At 53.6% G+C, this 15,925-nt stretch carries 13 protein-coding genes; 3 read left to right on the top strand and 10 right to left on the bottom strand.

Going from position 1 to position 15,925, the window contains the following annotated elements:
• Positions 1-5: 5 nt before the first annotated feature.
• The 5 genes from INT20_RS05680 to INT20_RS05660 form a co-directional block, all read right to left on the bottom strand.
• Positions 6-542: a YqiA/YcfP family alpha/beta fold hydrolase gene (locus INT20_RS05680; RefSeq protein WP_172117680.1), complete on the bottom strand. Its 537-nt coding sequence runs from the start codon at positions 540-542 to the stop codon at positions 6-8.
• A 5-nt stretch (positions 543-547) separates the two neighbouring features.
• Positions 548-679, bottom strand: coding sequence for an entericidin A/B family lipoprotein (locus INT20_RS05675; RefSeq protein WP_087108872.1), 132 nt, complete (start codon positions 677-679; stop codon positions 548-550).
• A gap of 1,002 nt (positions 680-1,681) precedes the next feature.
• Entirely contained in the window at positions 1,682-3,127 is a 1,446-nt protein-coding gene (locus tag INT20_RS05670) for a sodium/glutamate symporter (RefSeq protein ID WP_193053625.1), read from the bottom strand.
• A 114-nt stretch (positions 3,128-3,241) separates the two neighbouring features.
• Positions 3,242-3,781 carry a phosphatase PAP2 family protein gene (locus INT20_RS05665; RefSeq protein ID WP_172117678.1) on the bottom strand — a complete coding sequence of 180 codons (540 nt, stop codon included), beginning with the start codon at positions 3,779-3,781 and terminating at the stop codon, positions 3,242-3,244.
• Positions 3,744-4,907, bottom strand: coding sequence for a glycosyltransferase family 4 protein (locus INT20_RS05660; protein ID WP_193056572.1), 1,164 nt, complete (start codon positions 4,905-4,907; stop codon positions 3,744-3,746). Before INT20_RS05660 ends, INT20_RS05665 begins: the two co-directional genes overlap by 38 nt.
• A gap of 249 nt (positions 4,908-5,156) precedes the next feature.
• Between INT20_RS05660 and INT20_RS05655 the strand changes: the two genes are divergently transcribed.
• Positions 5,157-6,182: an IS481 family transposase gene (locus INT20_RS05655; RefSeq protein ID WP_193056571.1), complete on the top strand. Its 1,026-nt coding sequence runs from the start codon at positions 5,157-5,159 to the stop codon at positions 6,180-6,182.
• Between the two features lie 291 nt (positions 6,183-6,473).
• Entirely contained in the window at positions 6,474-7,472 is a 999-nt protein-coding gene (locus INT20_RS05650) for a mechanosensitive ion channel family protein (RefSeq protein WP_193053623.1), read from the top strand.
• 45 nt (positions 7,473-7,517) lie between these two features.
• On the opposite strand, the gene INT20_RS05645 is transcribed toward INT20_RS05650, so the two are convergent.
• The 5 genes from INT20_RS05645 to phnD form a co-directional block, all read right to left on the bottom strand.
• Positions 7,518-8,051: a DUF1641 domain-containing protein gene (locus INT20_RS05645; RefSeq protein ID WP_193053622.1), complete on the bottom strand. Its 534-nt coding sequence runs from the start codon at positions 8,049-8,051 to the stop codon at positions 7,518-7,520.
• Entirely contained in the window at positions 8,051-11,017 is a 2,967-nt protein-coding gene (gene fdhF, locus INT20_RS05640) for a formate dehydrogenase subunit alpha (protein ID WP_193056570.1), read from the bottom strand. The genes INT20_RS05645 and fdhF overlap by 1 nt, the downstream gene beginning before the upstream one ends.
• Before the next feature lie 253 nt (positions 11,018-11,270).
• Positions 11,271-12,074, bottom strand: a complete 804-nt coding sequence (phnE, locus tag INT20_RS05635) for a phosphonate ABC transporter, permease protein PhnE (RefSeq protein ID WP_193056569.1) — start codon at positions 12,072-12,074, stop codon at positions 11,271-11,273.
• A 16-nt stretch (positions 12,075-12,090) separates the two neighbouring features.
• Entirely contained in the window at positions 12,091-12,894 is an 804-nt protein-coding gene (gene phnC / locus INT20_RS05630; protein ID WP_193056568.1) for a phosphonate ABC transporter ATP-binding protein, read from the bottom strand.
• Between the two features lie 99 nt (positions 12,895-12,993).
• Positions 12,994-13,875 carry a phosphate/phosphite/phosphonate ABC transporter substrate-binding protein gene (gene phnD, locus INT20_RS05625; protein ID WP_193056567.1) on the bottom strand — a complete coding sequence of 294 codons (882 nt, stop codon included), beginning with the start codon at positions 13,873-13,875 and terminating at the stop codon, positions 12,994-12,996.
• A gap of 337 nt (positions 13,876-14,212) precedes the next feature.
• Between phnD and INT20_RS05620 the strand changes: the two genes are divergently transcribed.
• Complete coding sequence (locus INT20_RS05620; protein WP_193056566.1) at positions 14,213-15,859, top strand: bifunctional metallophosphatase/5'-nucleotidase; 1,647 nt, start codon at positions 14,213-14,215, stop codon at positions 15,857-15,859.
• Positions 15,860-15,925: the final 66 nt, after the last annotated feature.

Genomic DNA, 15,925 nt, shown 5'->3' with positions numbered 1-15,925 from the left:
GCGCGCTAAACGAGCATTGATTGCTTGGTAAGCGCTTGGCACTGCATTAGAAAACGCTCAAAGTCGCTCAGTATGGTGTCCAGGCTAGCGTGAAGACGATGGTCGTCATTGACCATCCGTAACGAGAGTTGTTGTAACTGGGCGCGTTCAATAACGGGGCCGGGCAGCACGACATCATCCTGCCAGCCGTGGATGATATGGGTAAGCTGAGCCTGAATCATCGGCGAGGTTTCAGGGTATGCCGGTAAGCCAAGCGCAGGGGCAAGTAAAAAACAACCTAAAAGGGGATGCTGAGCGCTAACCGCAGCGCTCAGCCATCCTCCCAGGCTTGAACCCGCTAGCACACACGCTGCGGGGTTATCATTGCGTTTTGACAGAGTATCCAACAGGTGATCCAGCCGCCTGGGGGGCTCTGCCATGCCACGGTAATCCATAACGACCGGCTCACAATCATCGAGCGTTTCGGCGATCCCTTTGAGTGCCTGAATTTTCAAGGCACCGGGCCCGCTTTCCAGGCCGTGTGAAAGATAGACGGTCATCATTATGGTTATTCCGCTGCTCTTTCAATCGCCTGGCCGCCTTCCGAGATATCCTCTCCCGCGCCATGAATCGTATTACAACCGCTGATCGCCAGCAGTGTGGTTAATAGCACTACACCCATCGCCCATGTGCGTTTCATTGAATGATCCCTTCTTGTTGATCAGAAATAGTCGTGAGTAGAAACAGTCCTGCGTAAAACCATTCTTGCATAAAACAGTAAGGCTGCCATCAGCAACGCAGTAGCCCATACCAAGCGCGCCTTCGAAGTATCTTGCCTTCTCTTTATATTAGCCAGCAATAACACGTTAGGGTAAGAAGTAGTACGTTTTTGCCGAAATAAAGTGAGCAATAGCCAAACGTTCAGCTTCCCAAGTGGTGATTGGTGTCACGGTGACCATTCGATGAGCAGGTATTTTTGTCGCATGTGCCTTTTTTACACACGGCTAAAGAGGGTTTTCGTTGTTTTTAGGAAAGTGTTTTTTATTTCAAACTTTTGATTTTGTTTGTTTTTTGTTTTTATGTTGGCAGTTGGCCTAAAGCCTGCAGTATTATGAGTAGGAACAACATGAGCGGATTGATAGGAAGCAAGGGAAGGCAGGAGCCAAGTAGAAGAACAGGACGTTAAAGGACATTCACCCGCTCATTTGTATTAGCATAAGGATATGCTAATCGTCGAGGCCAGGGATTGGCTGAGATGCAAAATGACCATTTCGCGTAAGCGTTGTGGTTTTTTTGCGTTGTGTGTGTTTTTTAAGTTGTTGAAAATTATAAAATTGTTGATTCCTGGCTATAATTTGCAAAAGATTTGTACAGATGACGCCGCCGATTTAGTCTATCCTTGCAGCACACTAAATCTAAGCGGTTAGAACATGCCAATGCAGTAGCCGCGCATTTCAGGAACAAGCGTTATGGCGATGGGATTGATGTTATGCATGTTTGTGCTGTTCTTGGTGTTTTCCGCCATCGGGTTATACATGATGTTTAAAAGTTCTTTTATGGTCACAACAGACAACCACGAAGACATACCGCCCGACATTTGATGGTTACCGCCCAACGGCGCGTTCTAAAAAGAATACGTACACTAAACGATCATGCCCACGCAAGTGGGCATGATCGTTTGGGGTGAGCATAACGCGGCGGGCTACTGTTTCTGCCAGCGGCCACGGCCTCTGTCGGGCACCATGCGTCCGAAGTACAGCAGGCCAAAGACTAACCAGCCAACGGTTAAAATAGCCGAAAAGCCCAGTATAGCGAGCGCACCAAACTCGCCTATCAAGGGCAGAGCAGCGGCGGTAAATAACCCACCACCTACCACCGGTTCAAACATAAGCTGCTTATAGCCAAAGCTCTCAAGCGCGCCGGATTTATTGCTGGGGTCAGCCATTCTCATCAGCAATAAGCCCGTCACCGTGACCCCCATGGATTGTCCAAAGTCTCCAATGCCCCGCTCAAACCAGCCTTCTGGAATTACTCGGGGGGCAATCACGATAAGAACGAATAACCCCCAGGCAATGCCAGCGACGGCAAGCAGTAAAAAGGGCAGGAAGTACTCCCCTAGGGTGGTGAGTGACAGCGTGGCCAGTGCTGCGACAATGGTGAAATCAAGCGCGGTGCCAGCAATTCGCGCCATGGTGCGTGTGGAAACATGGTGCTCCAGGCCAAAGCGCGTGATCACTAACTGGACGATGACGCCGCCAATCATCGCGATAGGAAATAGCGGCACATGCGCTAATATCTCAAGACCTCCATTGCTTGCCCAGGTGGCTTGCTCAATCCACTGCAGGCCAGAGAGCAGCAGCCAACCTATTAAAATGGCAATGCCCACCAACCCAATATGCAGGCTAAGCGGGTCAGTGGTTCCTGCTTCATGCATGAGGTCTTTTTTAAATTCGCTAAACTCTTCAGTAGAAGGACGACTGTCCTCACGGATCATGTCATCAGGTTCATCGTTCTCGTTGCTGGGCGTAATGATGTTGCGGCGCGCGGCAATATTAATCATGAGCGTGCCAATGAGTACACCGGAAACAATGCCCACGGTGGCGAGACCAAGTGCAAGGTCAGCGCCTTCTTCAAACCCCAGGTCAGCGAACGTATCGGCCATGCCAGCGGCCGTACCATGGCCGCCTTCAAAGCCAATTTCAATAAGGGCACCCGCCATGGGGTTCATGTTAAACAAGGGAGCAAGTATCAACAGCGCCAGCGTCAAACCCACCACGTATTGACCCCACGCCATTGTTTGGCCAACAACGACCTGGGGGCCTGCGCGCAGCCAAATAGTACGAATGCCAGGAATCGTTTTACCGATAAAGAGGGCAGCAAATACCACGTTGATCAAAAGGCCAGGTAGCGCAGACCAGCTCTCTTGTACATACGCGGGGAAAAGGCCGGGGCTCTCTTCAAAAAAAGTAGGCAGCAAGCGGCCGATAACGTCCGGGCCCATCAATAAAAGCACAAGACCAGCAATGACGGAACTGGGTAAGAACAGCCTACGTAGCCAACCAATCCGAAGCCGCAGCGCATTACTTGCGACGAGCGCGAGAGAGATAATCACCAGTGCAATAAAAAGTTCACCAACCGTCATGGTCATCACATCACTCCTTAATGAATGCGAGAGGACGTATGCCGTCTTCACAAGACCAAGTAAATGACAGGGTTGGTTTTAACGTAGTGCGTCGTGGTTAAATTGGCGAATAGTTAATGCTTAGCCTGCCCAATAGAGGCTAAGTAGAGCAAAGCCATAACCCATAGCGGCGCCTGCAAGAACATCGCTAATGTAGTGGAGCCCGAGGCCAACACGGGAAACGGCAATTAGCAGGGCCAGTGGCACCACCAAAGGAAGTAGCCACGGCGTATGAGCCGCCACCAGTACGCTAAACATTACGGCGTGCATGGTGTGGCCACTGGGGAAACTGTAACGGTCACGCGCAGGCTCACCGCAATGCACGCCACCCAGGTAGGTAATAAAGGGCCGCTCGCGGCACAGGCGCGTTTTGATTAAGCGATAAGCCGCCATCGCCAGCAGTGCGATGCTGGTGTATTGCACCATACGCCAGATTCCATCCGGCTGTAGCCAAGGCTGAGCGGCTATCAGCAGTACCCAGATAGGCCAGTCACCTATTCGGCTGGCGGCTTGCAAGAGAATTCGCCACGGGCGAAACAGGTTGAGTCGTGTCACCCGCTGGCAGAGACGCCACTCCAGTAAATCAAGACGATCGAATACGACAAGCGGGCGCGGACGCATGATAATTCTCCTGGGCTTGCTGAAGGTACTGCATAAACTGGTCTGCAATGCCCGACCAGCTTTGCTCAAGTGCGCGATGGCGCGCAACACGCCCTAGCCGTGCATAGTCGGCGGGGTGTTGGCAAAGCTCGACCGCCGCTTGCTGAAATGCGTCGCCATCATCAAGCGCTATCGTCATTCCGTTTTGATCATTTTCGATCAGTTCAGCGCTTGCTGCGTATTGATAGGCCACAACAGCCAGACCACTGGCCATGGCTTCCGTAATCACATTGCCCCAGGTTTCTGACAGCGAAGGGAAGACAAAGATATCGGCGCTAGCATAGTGGCGGGCTAATTCATGTTTATCGATGAACCCGGTGAAGTGTGCATCAGGTAGCGCCTTTTCAAGCTGCGTACGCGCTGGGCCATCGCCCACAATGACCTGGGCCATATCCGGGCGCACTTCACGCATGGCTTGCAGTGTTTCCTGGAGTAGCGTGAGGTTTTTCTCAGCGGCTAAACGACCGACATAAACGGCCACGGGCTGATGGTCACTCACTCCCCATTGACGGCGTAACGCGCTATCTCGAAAAGTGGGTGAAAAGCGCTCTCCGTCGATTCCGCGCGACAGCACTTGAACGCCGTGGATGCCTTGGCGGCGTAGCGTCTCGGCTTGTAAATGGGTGGGGACCAGCGTGGTGGTACAGCCATTATGAAAGTAGCGCAAATAGCGCCGCGTGGCGGAGGATAACCACGACACGCCGTAATCGTGGCAGTAGTGGTCAAAGTTGGTATGCCAGCCCGCCACCAGAGGAATATTGAGTTTCCTCGCCGCATGTCGTGCTGCCCAGCCAAGCGGGCCTTGGGTAGCAAGATAGATCGTATCAGGACGGTACTTACGCCAGAAACGGCGCAGCTTAGCGGGCGTTACCAAGCCTACCTGTACTTCCGCATAGCCAGGTAAAGCGACAGATTTAACCTGCATTTCCTGGGCAATATGCGTAGCGCTTCCGGGTACTTTGGGGCGTGGGCGAATCACATCGACCGTTACGCCCTGCTGGTGCAGTTCGTGGTTAATGCGGCTTAGCGTGTGCGCAACGCCATTGATATCGGGTGACCACGTTTCACTCACAATACATAGCCGCATAAACGATACGCCCCTTAATCATATTTTAACTTAGTGTGGTCGGTAACGATGACATTGCCAAGTCAGGACAGTGAAAAACTAGTGACACAAATATCAATCGCCGTTTATTTAATTATTGATAGGCCTGCTTTTAACGACGTTATTATTAAGAGATTACATGTTGGGTTCCGGATGATCAAATGAGCTATAGGAGTTATCCTTTGCTGGCAGCCAGAGAGCTTCTACAGCAATTCATCCGGGAGCAGGTTCATGGACATCAAGCTGCATAAGCAGGCGACCACGACACCGAAAATCCGTGCCGAGATCCAGGCAGCACCCGCCAGCATCACGGATAGCGAGTTGGCCCGTCAGTATGGCGTATCCGACTCGACCATACGCCGCTGGCGATACCGCGACGATGTCCATGACCGGCCGCATACACGCCACAACCTGCTGGCCACGCTCACTACCGAGCAGGAAGACGTGCTGATCGCCGCCCGCGAATTCCTTCGTCTCGGCCTGGATGACCTCCTCGTCGTGGCACGTGAGTTCCTGAATCCTCGGTTGTCACGCTCCGGCTTGCACCGCATGCTCAAGCGGCGTGAGGTGCCAACGCTGGCGAACCTGGCACGGCAGGATGCCGGCGATGACGCGAGACCTCGGCACAAGCCGTTCAAGGACTACGAGCCCGGGTACGTGCATATCGACATCAAGCACCTGCCCCAGATGCCTGACGAGCAGCAGAAACGCTACCTGTACGTGGCCATCGATCGGGCAACGCGCTGGGTGTATCTGGAAGTCAGACACAGCCAGTCCGCGAAGGATGCACGGGCGTTCATGAAGCGAGTGGAAGAGAAGAGCCCCTTCAAGATTCAGACAGTGCTGACCGACAACGGTAAGTCCTTCACGGATCGCTTCACAAGGGCCGGTGAACGTAAGCCTAGCGGCCGCCACCCGTTCGACCAGGAGTGCCAGGCCCATGGTATCGACCATCGCCTGATCAAGCCGGGAAGGCCGCAGACGAACGGTATGGTAGAACGGTTCAACGGCCGCATCAGCGACGTGCTGGCCACTCGACGGTATACCTCAGGCGAGGACCTGGAACAGACGCTAAAGCGGTACTGTTGGCTGTACAATCACCATATCCCGCAGAAGGCGCTGCATCATCAATCACCGATCGCGGCGATGAAGGAGTGGCAGGCCAAGCGACCTGAGTTATTTACCAAACGGGTTGTCAATCACGCGGGACCCGACAATTACAACCTGATAAAAGCGACTGAAAGAGGAATTTTATAATAAAAGATTCGTTGGTTATTTTTTTACCGCTGGGTGAGCTGCAGTGTTATTAGGACAATAGGGTTGTCACGGACAACTAAAAAGAGTCGTGGGCGCATGCCACTACGTTGTGTGATTTGGCTTGAGCATATTGGTAGTGCGTTGCTAAGAAGTGATATGTTTAATTAGGCTCTAATAACGTTTTAATAAAGAAGATTTGCCATGCCCGGATGGGTATTTATGAATGAACACGGGTTTACATGGCGATGAAGCTGGGCGAAATTGGCGGCGCCTGGAACAAGGAACGGAAACATGATGATCAACGACTGGATAAATGCGGGGCTCTTGATAGCTTTTCTGACGGTCGCGCTGGCCTCCGGTTTTATCATGCGGAAAAGAAAGAGCTGGTCCCACAGCATCTCCGTTCACGTTGTTCTGTTCGCCGCGAATGCGGGTTTCCTGCTGACTCTGAACAAGACCATCAATCAGATACTGGTCGACAGAAAGGTCTCCGCCATAAAGCCGGATATCATTGACGACCTGACCTTGGTGGCTATTGGTCTGACCGCCATGCAGCAAACCTTCCTGCTGATTAACCGCCTGACGGCCGATCAGGTAACGAAGGGAAGCGATAAAACCTCGGCCACAAGCATCGCTCGCATCCTTAAACTTGCAATGGTGCTGGTGTTACTGCTTTTGTTCGGTGAACATCTGGGCCTGAGCTTTTCGGGCCTCTTGGCCTTTGGCGGCTTCGGCGGTATCGCCATCGGTATTGCCGGACGGGATGTTCTAAGCAATGTTTTCTCCGGCGTGATGCTCTATTTCGACCGCCCCTTCAAGTTTGGCGACTGGATTCGTTCTCCAGACCGTAATATTGAGGGTACCGTCGAGGAAATCGGTTGGAGAATGACGAAGATCATCACCTTCGATAACCGCCCGCTCTTCGTCCCTAACTCCGTTTTCTCAACGATCAGCGTCGAAAATCCGGGGCAGATGCGTAACAGGCGCATCAGTACTACGGTCGGCCTCAGGTACGAGGATGCCGACAAGGTTGCCGCCGTCGTCAACGATATTCGCGCGATGCTTCAGAAGCACGACGGCATTGATTTCACGCAGACTCTCCTCGTCTACTTCAACGAATTTGCGGATTCCTCACTAAATATTATGGTCTATGGTTTTACCAGGACCACGAAATGGGCTGAATGGCTGGCGATCCAGCAAGATATCTACCTTAATATCATCACTATCGTGCATGGTCATGACGCCGATTTTGCCTTCCCCTCTCGGACTGTCTATCTTGAGAAGGATTAAACTCACGCCACCGTTAATAACCATACACAGCCTTAAGCAATATGTTTAAGGCCCTTCGGTAGGCTTGCTGGTGAAATCCGTCACCGGTTTATCTATGGGCTGGTCCAGCCGCTCGGAAAAAGCCCGCAGGCCTGCCAGAATCGGTTTAAGGGCATACCACAGCTCGTCATCTTTGAGCATGTGATACACCCCGGTGATGCCGGGGGCGCTGTCTTTTTCTTCTTTCTCTTTGTCCTGGCTTCGTGCTTGCTCCTTGTGCTTGGCCTTGTCCTCATGGCGATGGTTGCCAACCTGCTCAATTCCCTCTTTAAGCGCAAACATCACTTGGTAAAACCGATCTGGTGGTAGCGTTGAAAGCGTCATCACGATGACCGATAAGTTCTGAATAGTGTTAAGCGAGCCGGGTTTATTTAACCCGTCTACCGCAATACGCATTAGCTCATGATTAGAGGCAACCATGTCATTGGCAAACCGCAGCAGACCGTGCTCATGGAGCGTTTGCACCAGCCTATCAAGTTCCTCCTGAGCATCCGGGCCGATAGTAGGCGGCGGCACGTCGTAGGAAATTCGTTCGGCCATCACATTTTCCTCGGATTGGTTTGCTGGGCAGGCGGAAGCTGGTAGTCATCCTTTGCCCATTTGACCTCGACCGCAACGCCCTTATTGGGCGTACGGTGGCCGTAGCGGTAGTTGTTACTGGGGAGCGGGAGGGCGGTGTGTTTGTCGAGCACTTCAAGCTTTACGGCAACTTCCTTATAGGCAGGTGTTTGCACATCGGGGTCGTTATGTTCGCCGGTCAGCGAGTTAACCCCCAGTTTGCCGAAGTGAATGGGCATAAAAAGAGTTTTTCCTGCGGCACGCTCGGTGACGATAGCTGGAAACTCAATGCTATCCCGACGTGAAGCTATCTTGACCCATGTGCCGTCTTCGATCCCGCGCTCGGCGGCAAGCTCGGGGCTAACTTCAACAAACCCATGGGCTACCTGGTCACAAATACCCGGCGAGCGGCCAGTCTGATTGGTTCCCTGAAACTGTTCCAACAGACGACCGTTGTTCAACATTAGGCCGTACTCTTTATCCGAGGCCTCTGAAGGCTCTTTCCACTCCAGCGGAAACAGGCTAGCTTTGCCATCCTCCGTCGGAAATCCATCGGTATACAGCAGTGGCGTATCGGTGCCGTCCTCGGCAACCGGCCAGAGCAACGACTTCCAGCCTTCCAGGCGCTCGTAGCTGACCCCCGCGAACATGGGGGATATAGATGCGCACTCTGCCATGATCTCGGAGGGGTGGTTATAGCCCCAGTCGTGGCCCATTTGCGCGGCAAGGTCCGTTAAAATACGCCAATCTGGGCGGCTGTCGCCCAGTGGATCAAGCACTTGGTAGAAGCGCTGAATACGCCGCTCGGTATTAACAAAGGAGCCGTCTTTCTCGACGCTGGGGCAGGCGGGCAGCACGACATCGGCAAACTCTGCGGTACGGCTCAAGAAGACATCCTGCACTACCATAAAATCGAGACTTTCAAACGCGGAATGGACGTTATGGGTATTGGAGTCGGAGAAGGCCGTTTCCTCGCCAATAATGTACATGGCTTTAAGCTTGTCCTCGGCGGCGGCTTGCACCATCAGGAAGTTGCCATAACCGATTTCACTGGAGAGCTGTTCAGGCTTAACGCCCCACCCTTTGGCCCACCGCTTACGGGCGTCTTCGTCGGTAACCTTTTCATAGCCTGGATACATATTGCGCAGGCAGCCAAAGTCGCTGGCCCCCTGCACATTGTTATGACCGCGCATGGGGTAGCCACCGGTGCCCGGTTTGCCGTAGTTACCCGTGACCAACAGCAGGTTGGAGAGCGCGGTGCTGGTATCCGAACCGTGGCTATGCTGCGTAATTCCCATGGCCCATAGCAGGCAGACACGTTTTGCCCGGCCGATTAATTCAGCGGCCTCAATCAATTGCTGTTTGGGAATGCCGGTTTTCTGCTCGGCAAAATCAAGCGTAAACGGCGTCAGCGATTCACGATACTCATCGACGTTATTGACCCAGCGCCCGAGGAATTCATGGTCGGCCAGGTCGTTATCGAACATATAGCGTGATAGCGCCGACGCCCAGATTAAATCGGTGCTGACATTGGGGCGCATGAAAAGATTCGCCCGCTCGGCCATTTCATGTTTGCGCGGGTCGAACACCACCAGCTTTTGGCCATGCAGCTTCTGTGAGGACTTGATGCGCGAGGCAATCACTGGGTGGTTTTCGGCGGTATTACTGCCTACCAGCACCATTACTTCAGCCTGCTCTATGTCCTTGATGGTACCGGCGTCGCCACCGTAACCCACAGTGCGGAAAAGCCCTTTAGTCGCCGGGTTTTGGCAGTAGCGGGATGAGTTATCCACGCTGTTGGTACCAATAATCAGCCGGGCAATTTTCTGCGTTAGGTAGGCCTCTTCGTTGCTGGCTTTACTGGAGCCAATAAAGCCCACGCTCTGTGGGCCGTGGGTGTCGCGCACGCTTATCAGTTGGCTCGCCACCAGATCCAGCGCTTCGTCCCAACTGGCTTCACGGAACTGACCCTTTTCCCGAATCAGCGGTGTCGTGAGGCGTTTTTCACTGTTTACAAAGTCCCAGGCAAATTTGCCCTTGATGCAGGTGGAGATACCGTTAGCCGGGGCATCTGGCGTGGGCTGAACCTTAAGAATGTTGCGATCACGGGTCCACATCTCAAACGCGCAGCCTACACCGCAGTAGGTGCATACCGTTTTTGTACGTTTGATGCCCGGCTCGCGCAAAGCGGCATCCAGTTCTGAAACACCGGTGATGGGTATGGCGCTGGTGGTGTTTTCGACTTCCTTGACTATTTCAATCATCGGCCGTTTAAGCGACCAGGGCAGTGCGGTCAGCGGGCCTGTCTGGCCGTACATGCTGTTTTCCTGCAGCGCATTACACGGACAAACCGTTACACAGTGGCCGCAATGTACGCAGCTTGAGTCGTTGATCTTTTCGCCACCATCCCAGAGTACGCGCGGGTTTTCGCTGGAAAAGTCGATGCTCAGCGTCTCATTAACTTCGACGTTTTGGCACGCTTCCACGCATTGGCCGCACAGAATGCACTGGTCCGGGTCGTAGGTGTAGAAAGGGCTAGAAGTATCCTTTTCATGAGGCTTGGGCGTGAATTCGTAGCGCTGGATGGGTATCTGCATTTCTACCAGTGCATTGTGCACCGTGCAGTCGCCATTGTTGTTCTCGCATACGGTGCAGTAAAGCTCGTGCTTGGCTAACAAGCGATCCATTCCTTCATGGCGAGCGGCTTCGGCCTCTCTGTCTTGGCTGGAAACGTTAAGACCCTCTTCGGTACGCAGCGTACAGCCTCGTTTTATCTCGCCGTTAACATTAACCCAGCACGTATCGCAGGTTTCGATAGGCCCCAGGGAGGGGTGATAGCAGACGCTGGGTAAGTTAATGCCTTGGGCTTTTAGAAAGTCGATTAGCGGTTCATCGGCGTTGCCGGTTAATGTTTTATCATCAAACGTAATCGTGCACGGTCGGTTCATGTGGGCATTCCTCCATGGATCCCTTGTTTTTTATCCTGGTATCAGTCCTCTTTAATGCGCAGATGTATTGGTCAAAAGGTAGTCAAGGGGGGAGGGTTGTAAAAGCGGGCGGCCCGGGATTGAACTTAAGTTAAAGCGTGAAAGGGGAATTTGAATGAGTATTCCGGAGACGCCGCGGCCTTCTGTATTAGCGCATTTATAGTGACAGCCAACGGCGATTTTAGATAAGTAAGCGCTTATATTTGATTGTGCGCTAAATCACTCGTTTCCGGATTTGTGAGGACAATTGCTCAAAGGCAATCACGACCACCAGAATGAATAGAATAATAGTCAGTGCGCGATCAAAATTGAAAAGCCGCATGGCAGCAGCTAACTCAACACCGATGCCGCCAGCGCCGACCAGGCCTAACGTAACCGCTGAGCGCAGGGCCTTTTCGACGCTATATAGGCTAGTCGCGGTCATGGAAGCCAGCGTCTCCGGCAAAATTGCGCCGCCGATCACTGAAAGCTTACCCGCACCGGTAGCGCTAAGCGCTTCAGAAGGGCCCGGGTGGACTTCTTCGATACGTTCCGAGAAAAAGCGCGCTGCAAAACCAATGGTGTCCATGATGATCGCCAGCACGCCAGCCATGGGGCCCAAGCCAACGGCCACCACGAAAATAAGCGCCCAAATCAAATCTGGAATGGTGCGCATCGTCGAAACAATAAACCGCGTTAGGGTGCGAACCCAGGAGGCGGGGGTGGTATTACGCGCCGACAGCAAGGCAAACGGTAGGCTAAGTATTACCCCAATCGTCACGCCCACAATGGCAATGTTTAGCGTTTCAAACATCGACCATGCCAATACATCTAGATTGCTGAGATCGGGAGGGAAAGCGCGGCCCAAAAAATGGCTCAGATTCACGACCCCGCGCAGCAAGCGCTCAAGCGTGACGTTGGTCGCCATGGTGCCTTGAATAAACAGGGCTAAAAACGCCAGCGCAATACCCCAGGTAAACAGTGACGGTCGTTTAAATCGGGGCGGCAACGCCGTCGCAAGCGGACGATTAGTAGGCATGGGCTGCTCTCGGCAGTTAGTGGGGAACGGGCGTTAAACGAGTAGGGGTCGAAAGCAGTGGTTGATCGACACGGGTCTCGCCTTGATACAGTTGCTGCATATCGTCTAATTCGACCTGTTGGCGTGGCGAGTCCAGGACAATTCTTCCTGCTTTCATCCCCACAATACGGTCGCCGTATTGCTGGGCGAGCTCTAGCTGATGCAGCGTGCAGAGCACCGTCATGCCTCGCTCTGTCACGACATCCAGCAATAAATCCATGATTTCACGGCCGGCTTTAGGATCAAGGCTGGCAACAGGCTCATCGGCAATAATAATTTCGGCATCCTGCATAAGTGTTCTGGCGATGGCCACGCGCTGCTGTTGGCCGCCTGAAAGTGCCCGACATTCAGCCTGTGCTTTATGCGCCAACCCTACTCGCTCAAGCGCCGCCATCGCCCGCTCGCGCAGCTCATCACTGGCGAAACAGGCAAGGCTGGTGAGAAGTCCTAAACGCTGCTGGCCAAGTGCACCGTATAAAACGTTTTGAAAAACACTCACGTTTTGCACCAGATTGAACTGCTGGAACACAACGCCTATTTTCTGGCGCAGCCTGCGCATTTGGGCTGTCGACAGGCGCGTTAGCGGCTCACCCAGGATGTGGATACTGCCTTGGTCGTGGGGGGCCAATCCGTTGAGACAGCGCATCAACGTCGATTTGCCGCACCCATTGGCGCCCAGCAAAATAACGCATTCGCCTTGAGTAACGCTGAGATTTAAGCCGCGTAGTACATGAAGCTTTGCGTAGTATTTATGCAAGTCAGTAATCGTGATCGCATTCATACAAAAACCTCCTGCGTTACTGCCAGGAGGGGGAGGTTATAGGCCATCATGTTGAAACCTTTAAACGGCACGTCCTTGTGCATGTTGAGTAACTAACCGTTAAAGGGGAATGCCCGCGGCTTCGTACGCTTGACGGACTACGTCGTAATCTTCATTGGTGCGGTCAAAGCCCAGCGATGAGTCTCGGTTTAAGAATTTGCCTTCGTTGCGCTCTGTGGCAATCAATGCACTCCACAGCGTATCGGCATTGGCATTTAGCGTGTCACGCAGTGCTGTTTTACAGGCATCATCTAAAGAGCCCCGCATAACCACGGGGTCGCCAGGCAGTACATCGCTAGTGGCGATAACACGGTATTCGCCGTTAGGATCCATTGCCTGAATCTCATCAATGTCGCGATTGCCGCCGCCCATGGCATCGACATCGCCATTGATCAGGGCAGCAATACGCGCGTCGCCAGCCATGATAATTTCCAGGTCCCGGTTAATATCCAGCCCGGCATCCACCAGCATTTGGCTTGGGAAAATATGTCCACTGGTAGAGCCAACATCCTTCAGCGCTACGCGATTGCCTGCTAAATCTTCAAGAGATTCGATATCGCTATCGGCGGGCACATAGAAGCTGCTGCCATAGTGTGGGCGCTCGATGGCGAACAGGATTTCAATATCGCTTTCGCGATCGAACAGCACGAATTCCGAAGGACCGGCAAATACCAGGTCCACATCGTCATATTGAAGCGCTGTTCCCGCCGCCGTACGGTTGCTTAGGCTAAACATCTTAAGCTCAAGTCCGGTCGTTTCCTCAAACGCCTCAGCGAAGGGGCCAAACGCTTCTGCCAGTGGCCCCATGCCTTCAATCCCCGTGTCGGCCATACGCAGCGGATTAGGACAGATGTCGCTTAAATCTTCATTGGCGTAGGTGGTGGCGGTCGTTGCCAGCGTTGCGGCGGTGGAGAGTGCAAGCGCGAGGAGTGACTTGTGCATTGTGAGCTTCCCAAGAGAGGAGATATCAGAGGCAACGCAGCTGTAGCTTGCCTAGCATGGAGTGATGGCTCCATAGAGTGGCAGCTGTTGATGACACTTGGGTGTAGCGAAGATGACGGTTTTATCTCTATCTCATGACATGGTGGTTGGAACAGTGAGGACTATTTAGTCTGCCTGTTGCCGTGAGCAAAATGAGGTAAAAGGCTATTTTTGTATCACTTAAGCTAAGGTAAATGAGTGCGCTGAAATGACATGCATAAGGACCGTCACCAATTTGTCAGGCTTTTAGGGCACGCTATCGTTTTGCTATAACGCTTATATAAAAGGAACCATACTGATGCGTCTTATTCCTCACAGTATTACGCTAGGGATAGCGGCGGGGCTGCTGACTACCTCGGCGTATGCTGCGCCCTATACGCTGACCATTTTTCATACCAATGACCTGCACGGACGTACCGACCACTACCCTCAGCTCATCACCACGCTGGACGAGGCGCGCGAGCGGTTCGGCGATGGCTTGCTGCTGTACGCTGGGGATATCTTTTCGGGTACGCTCTATTTCACCGAATACCAAGGGCAGGACGCCGTCGAGTTCATGAACCTGATGGGCTATGACGCGTTCGTGCCCGGTAACCATGAGTTCGACCTGGGCGATCCGGAAGAGGGCCATCAGGCTCTTGCGGCTTTCTTTACCGCCGCTGACTTCCCCATTGTGGGCGCGAATCTGGACTTCTCTACCTCGCCCGAGTTTGCCGATCTACTAGGCAATTCGATCAGCACTGGGCTCGAACATAAGCCTAAGCCTGGCCACCTTTACGATGGCATTGTGGTAGAGCAAGGTGGCGAGCGAATCGGCATCTTCGGGCTAAGCACGCAAGGCAGCGAGACCGTCTCCAGCCCCGGTAAGGTAACCATTAGCGATTATAGGGCGGCCGCTGAAGCGATGGTGGAAGCGTTTGAAGCCCAAGGGGTCAACAAGATCGTCGCGCTTACTCACCTAGGTTACGACAGCGACCCGAGTATGGGCAATGACCTGCTGCTCGCCCAGCATGTGGAAGGAGTGGACGTGATCATCGGCGGGCACAGCCATACTCACTTGCAAGCCCCTGTTATGCTAACCGAAAACGACCGGGGCGAGCCGATAGCGCCCACCGTGATTGGTCAGGCAGGCGAGTACGGTCAGCACCTGGGCGTCATGCAGGTAACGTTCGATGATAATGGCAACGTACTGGAGGCTAACGGGGAGCTGCTTGCCACCGCAGAGCGCGAGCCAGACGCCGAAGCTGCCGCCCTCTTGGCGCCGTATACCGCGAAAATTGAGGAGGTACGCGATACGCTGGTGGGCGCTCGGGTGGTTTCAGCCCTGCCTAACCCCCGCCACGGCAAGGGTGATGAACAGAGCGTGCGTGCCGATGAAACGGCGCTGGGAAATCTGATTGCCGATGGTCAGCTTGTTGCTGCCCGCCGGGTGAACCCGGGAACCGTGCTGGCCATTCAAAATAGCGGCGGTATTCGTGAGCCCATCGCCCAGGGTGATGTGAGTGTGGGTGAGCTGGTTGCCGTGCAGCCGTTTGGCAATCGCCTGGCGCTGGTGAGCGTGACGGGCGCGGAGCTTTTGGAAACGTTCGAGATTGGACTGGCAAATGCCCCGGATGAAAACGGCGGTTTCCTGCAGGTGTCGAACGGTACCGAGTTGGTATATGACAGTCGCCAACCCGTTGGTGAGCGCGTTGTAAGCCTGAAGGTGACGCAGAATGGCATGTTGCAGCCGGTAGACCCTGAAAGTACCTACACCATCGCCACCAACCATTTTACCGCAGCTGGTGGCGACAGCCATACCGCGTTAGAAGCCGCCTATGAGGATGAGCGCAGCACCATTGTTGGCAATACCGACTGGGAAATGTTGCGTGACTATATGGTTTCGTTAGGTGGCGTGGATTATCAGGTCGAAGGGCGCATCACTGACCAGGCTCGCCAGCATTAAACGTGGATGACGGGCCGTCCGGACGTTACGCAGAGGCGGCCCTTATTCAGAGTCATGAAAGCCAGG

This window comes from Halomonas citrativorans, from assembly GCF_014898005.1.
Lineage (GTDB): Bacteria > Pseudomonadota > Gammaproteobacteria > Pseudomonadales > Halomonadaceae > Vreelandella > Vreelandella citrativorans.
This window is presented reverse-complemented; position numbering and strand designations above follow the sequence as displayed.

What these genes read in the sequence shown, in the direction of transcription:
- INT20_RS05660 (WP_193056572.1), bottom strand. Translation starts at nt 4,907, where the DNA reads ATGCGGCTATGTATTGTGAGTGAAACGTGGTCACCCGATATCAATGGC.
- INT20_RS05680 (WP_172117680.1), bottom strand. Translation starts at nt 542, where the DNA reads ATGATGACCGTCTATCTTTCACACGGCCTGGAAAGCGGGCCCGGTGCC.
- INT20_RS05620 (WP_193056566.1), top strand. Translation starts at nt 14,213, where the DNA reads ATGCGTCTTATTCCTCACAGTATTACGCTAGGGATAGCGGCGGGGCTG.
- INT20_RS05670 (WP_193053625.1), bottom strand. Translation starts at nt 3,127, where the DNA reads ATGACCATGACGGTTGGTGAACTTTTTATTGCACTGGTGATTATCTCT.
- phnD (WP_193056567.1), bottom strand. Translation starts at nt 13,875, where the DNA reads ATGCACAAGTCACTCCTCGCGCTTGCACTCTCCACCGCCGCAACGCTG.
- phnE (WP_193056569.1), bottom strand. Translation starts at nt 12,074, where the DNA reads ATGCCTACTAATCGTCCGCTTGCGACGGCGTTGCCGCCCCGATTTAAA.
- INT20_RS05655 (WP_193056571.1), top strand. Translation starts at nt 5,157, where the DNA reads ATGGACATCAAGCTGCATAAGCAGGCGACCACGACACCGAAAATCCGT.
- INT20_RS05645 (WP_193053622.1), bottom strand. Translation starts at nt 8,051, where the DNA reads ATGGCCGAACGAATTTCCTACGACGTGCCGCCGCCTACTATCGGCCCG.
- fdhF (WP_193056570.1), bottom strand. Translation starts at nt 11,017, where the DNA reads ATGAACCGACCGTGCACGATTACGTTTGATGATAAAACATTAACCGGC.
- INT20_RS05650 (WP_193053623.1), top strand. Translation starts at nt 6,474, where the DNA reads ATGATGATCAACGACTGGATAAATGCGGGGCTCTTGATAGCTTTTCTG.
- INT20_RS05665 (WP_172117678.1), bottom strand. Translation starts at nt 3,781, where the DNA reads ATGCGTCCGCGCCCGCTTGTCGTATTCGATCGTCTTGATTTACTGGAG.
- INT20_RS05675 (WP_087108872.1), bottom strand. Translation starts at nt 679, where the DNA reads ATGAAACGCACATGGGCGATGGGTGTAGTGCTATTAACCACACTGCTG.
- phnC (WP_193056568.1), bottom strand. Translation starts at nt 12,894, where the DNA reads ATGAATGCGATCACGATTACTGACTTGCATAAATACTACGCAAAGCTT.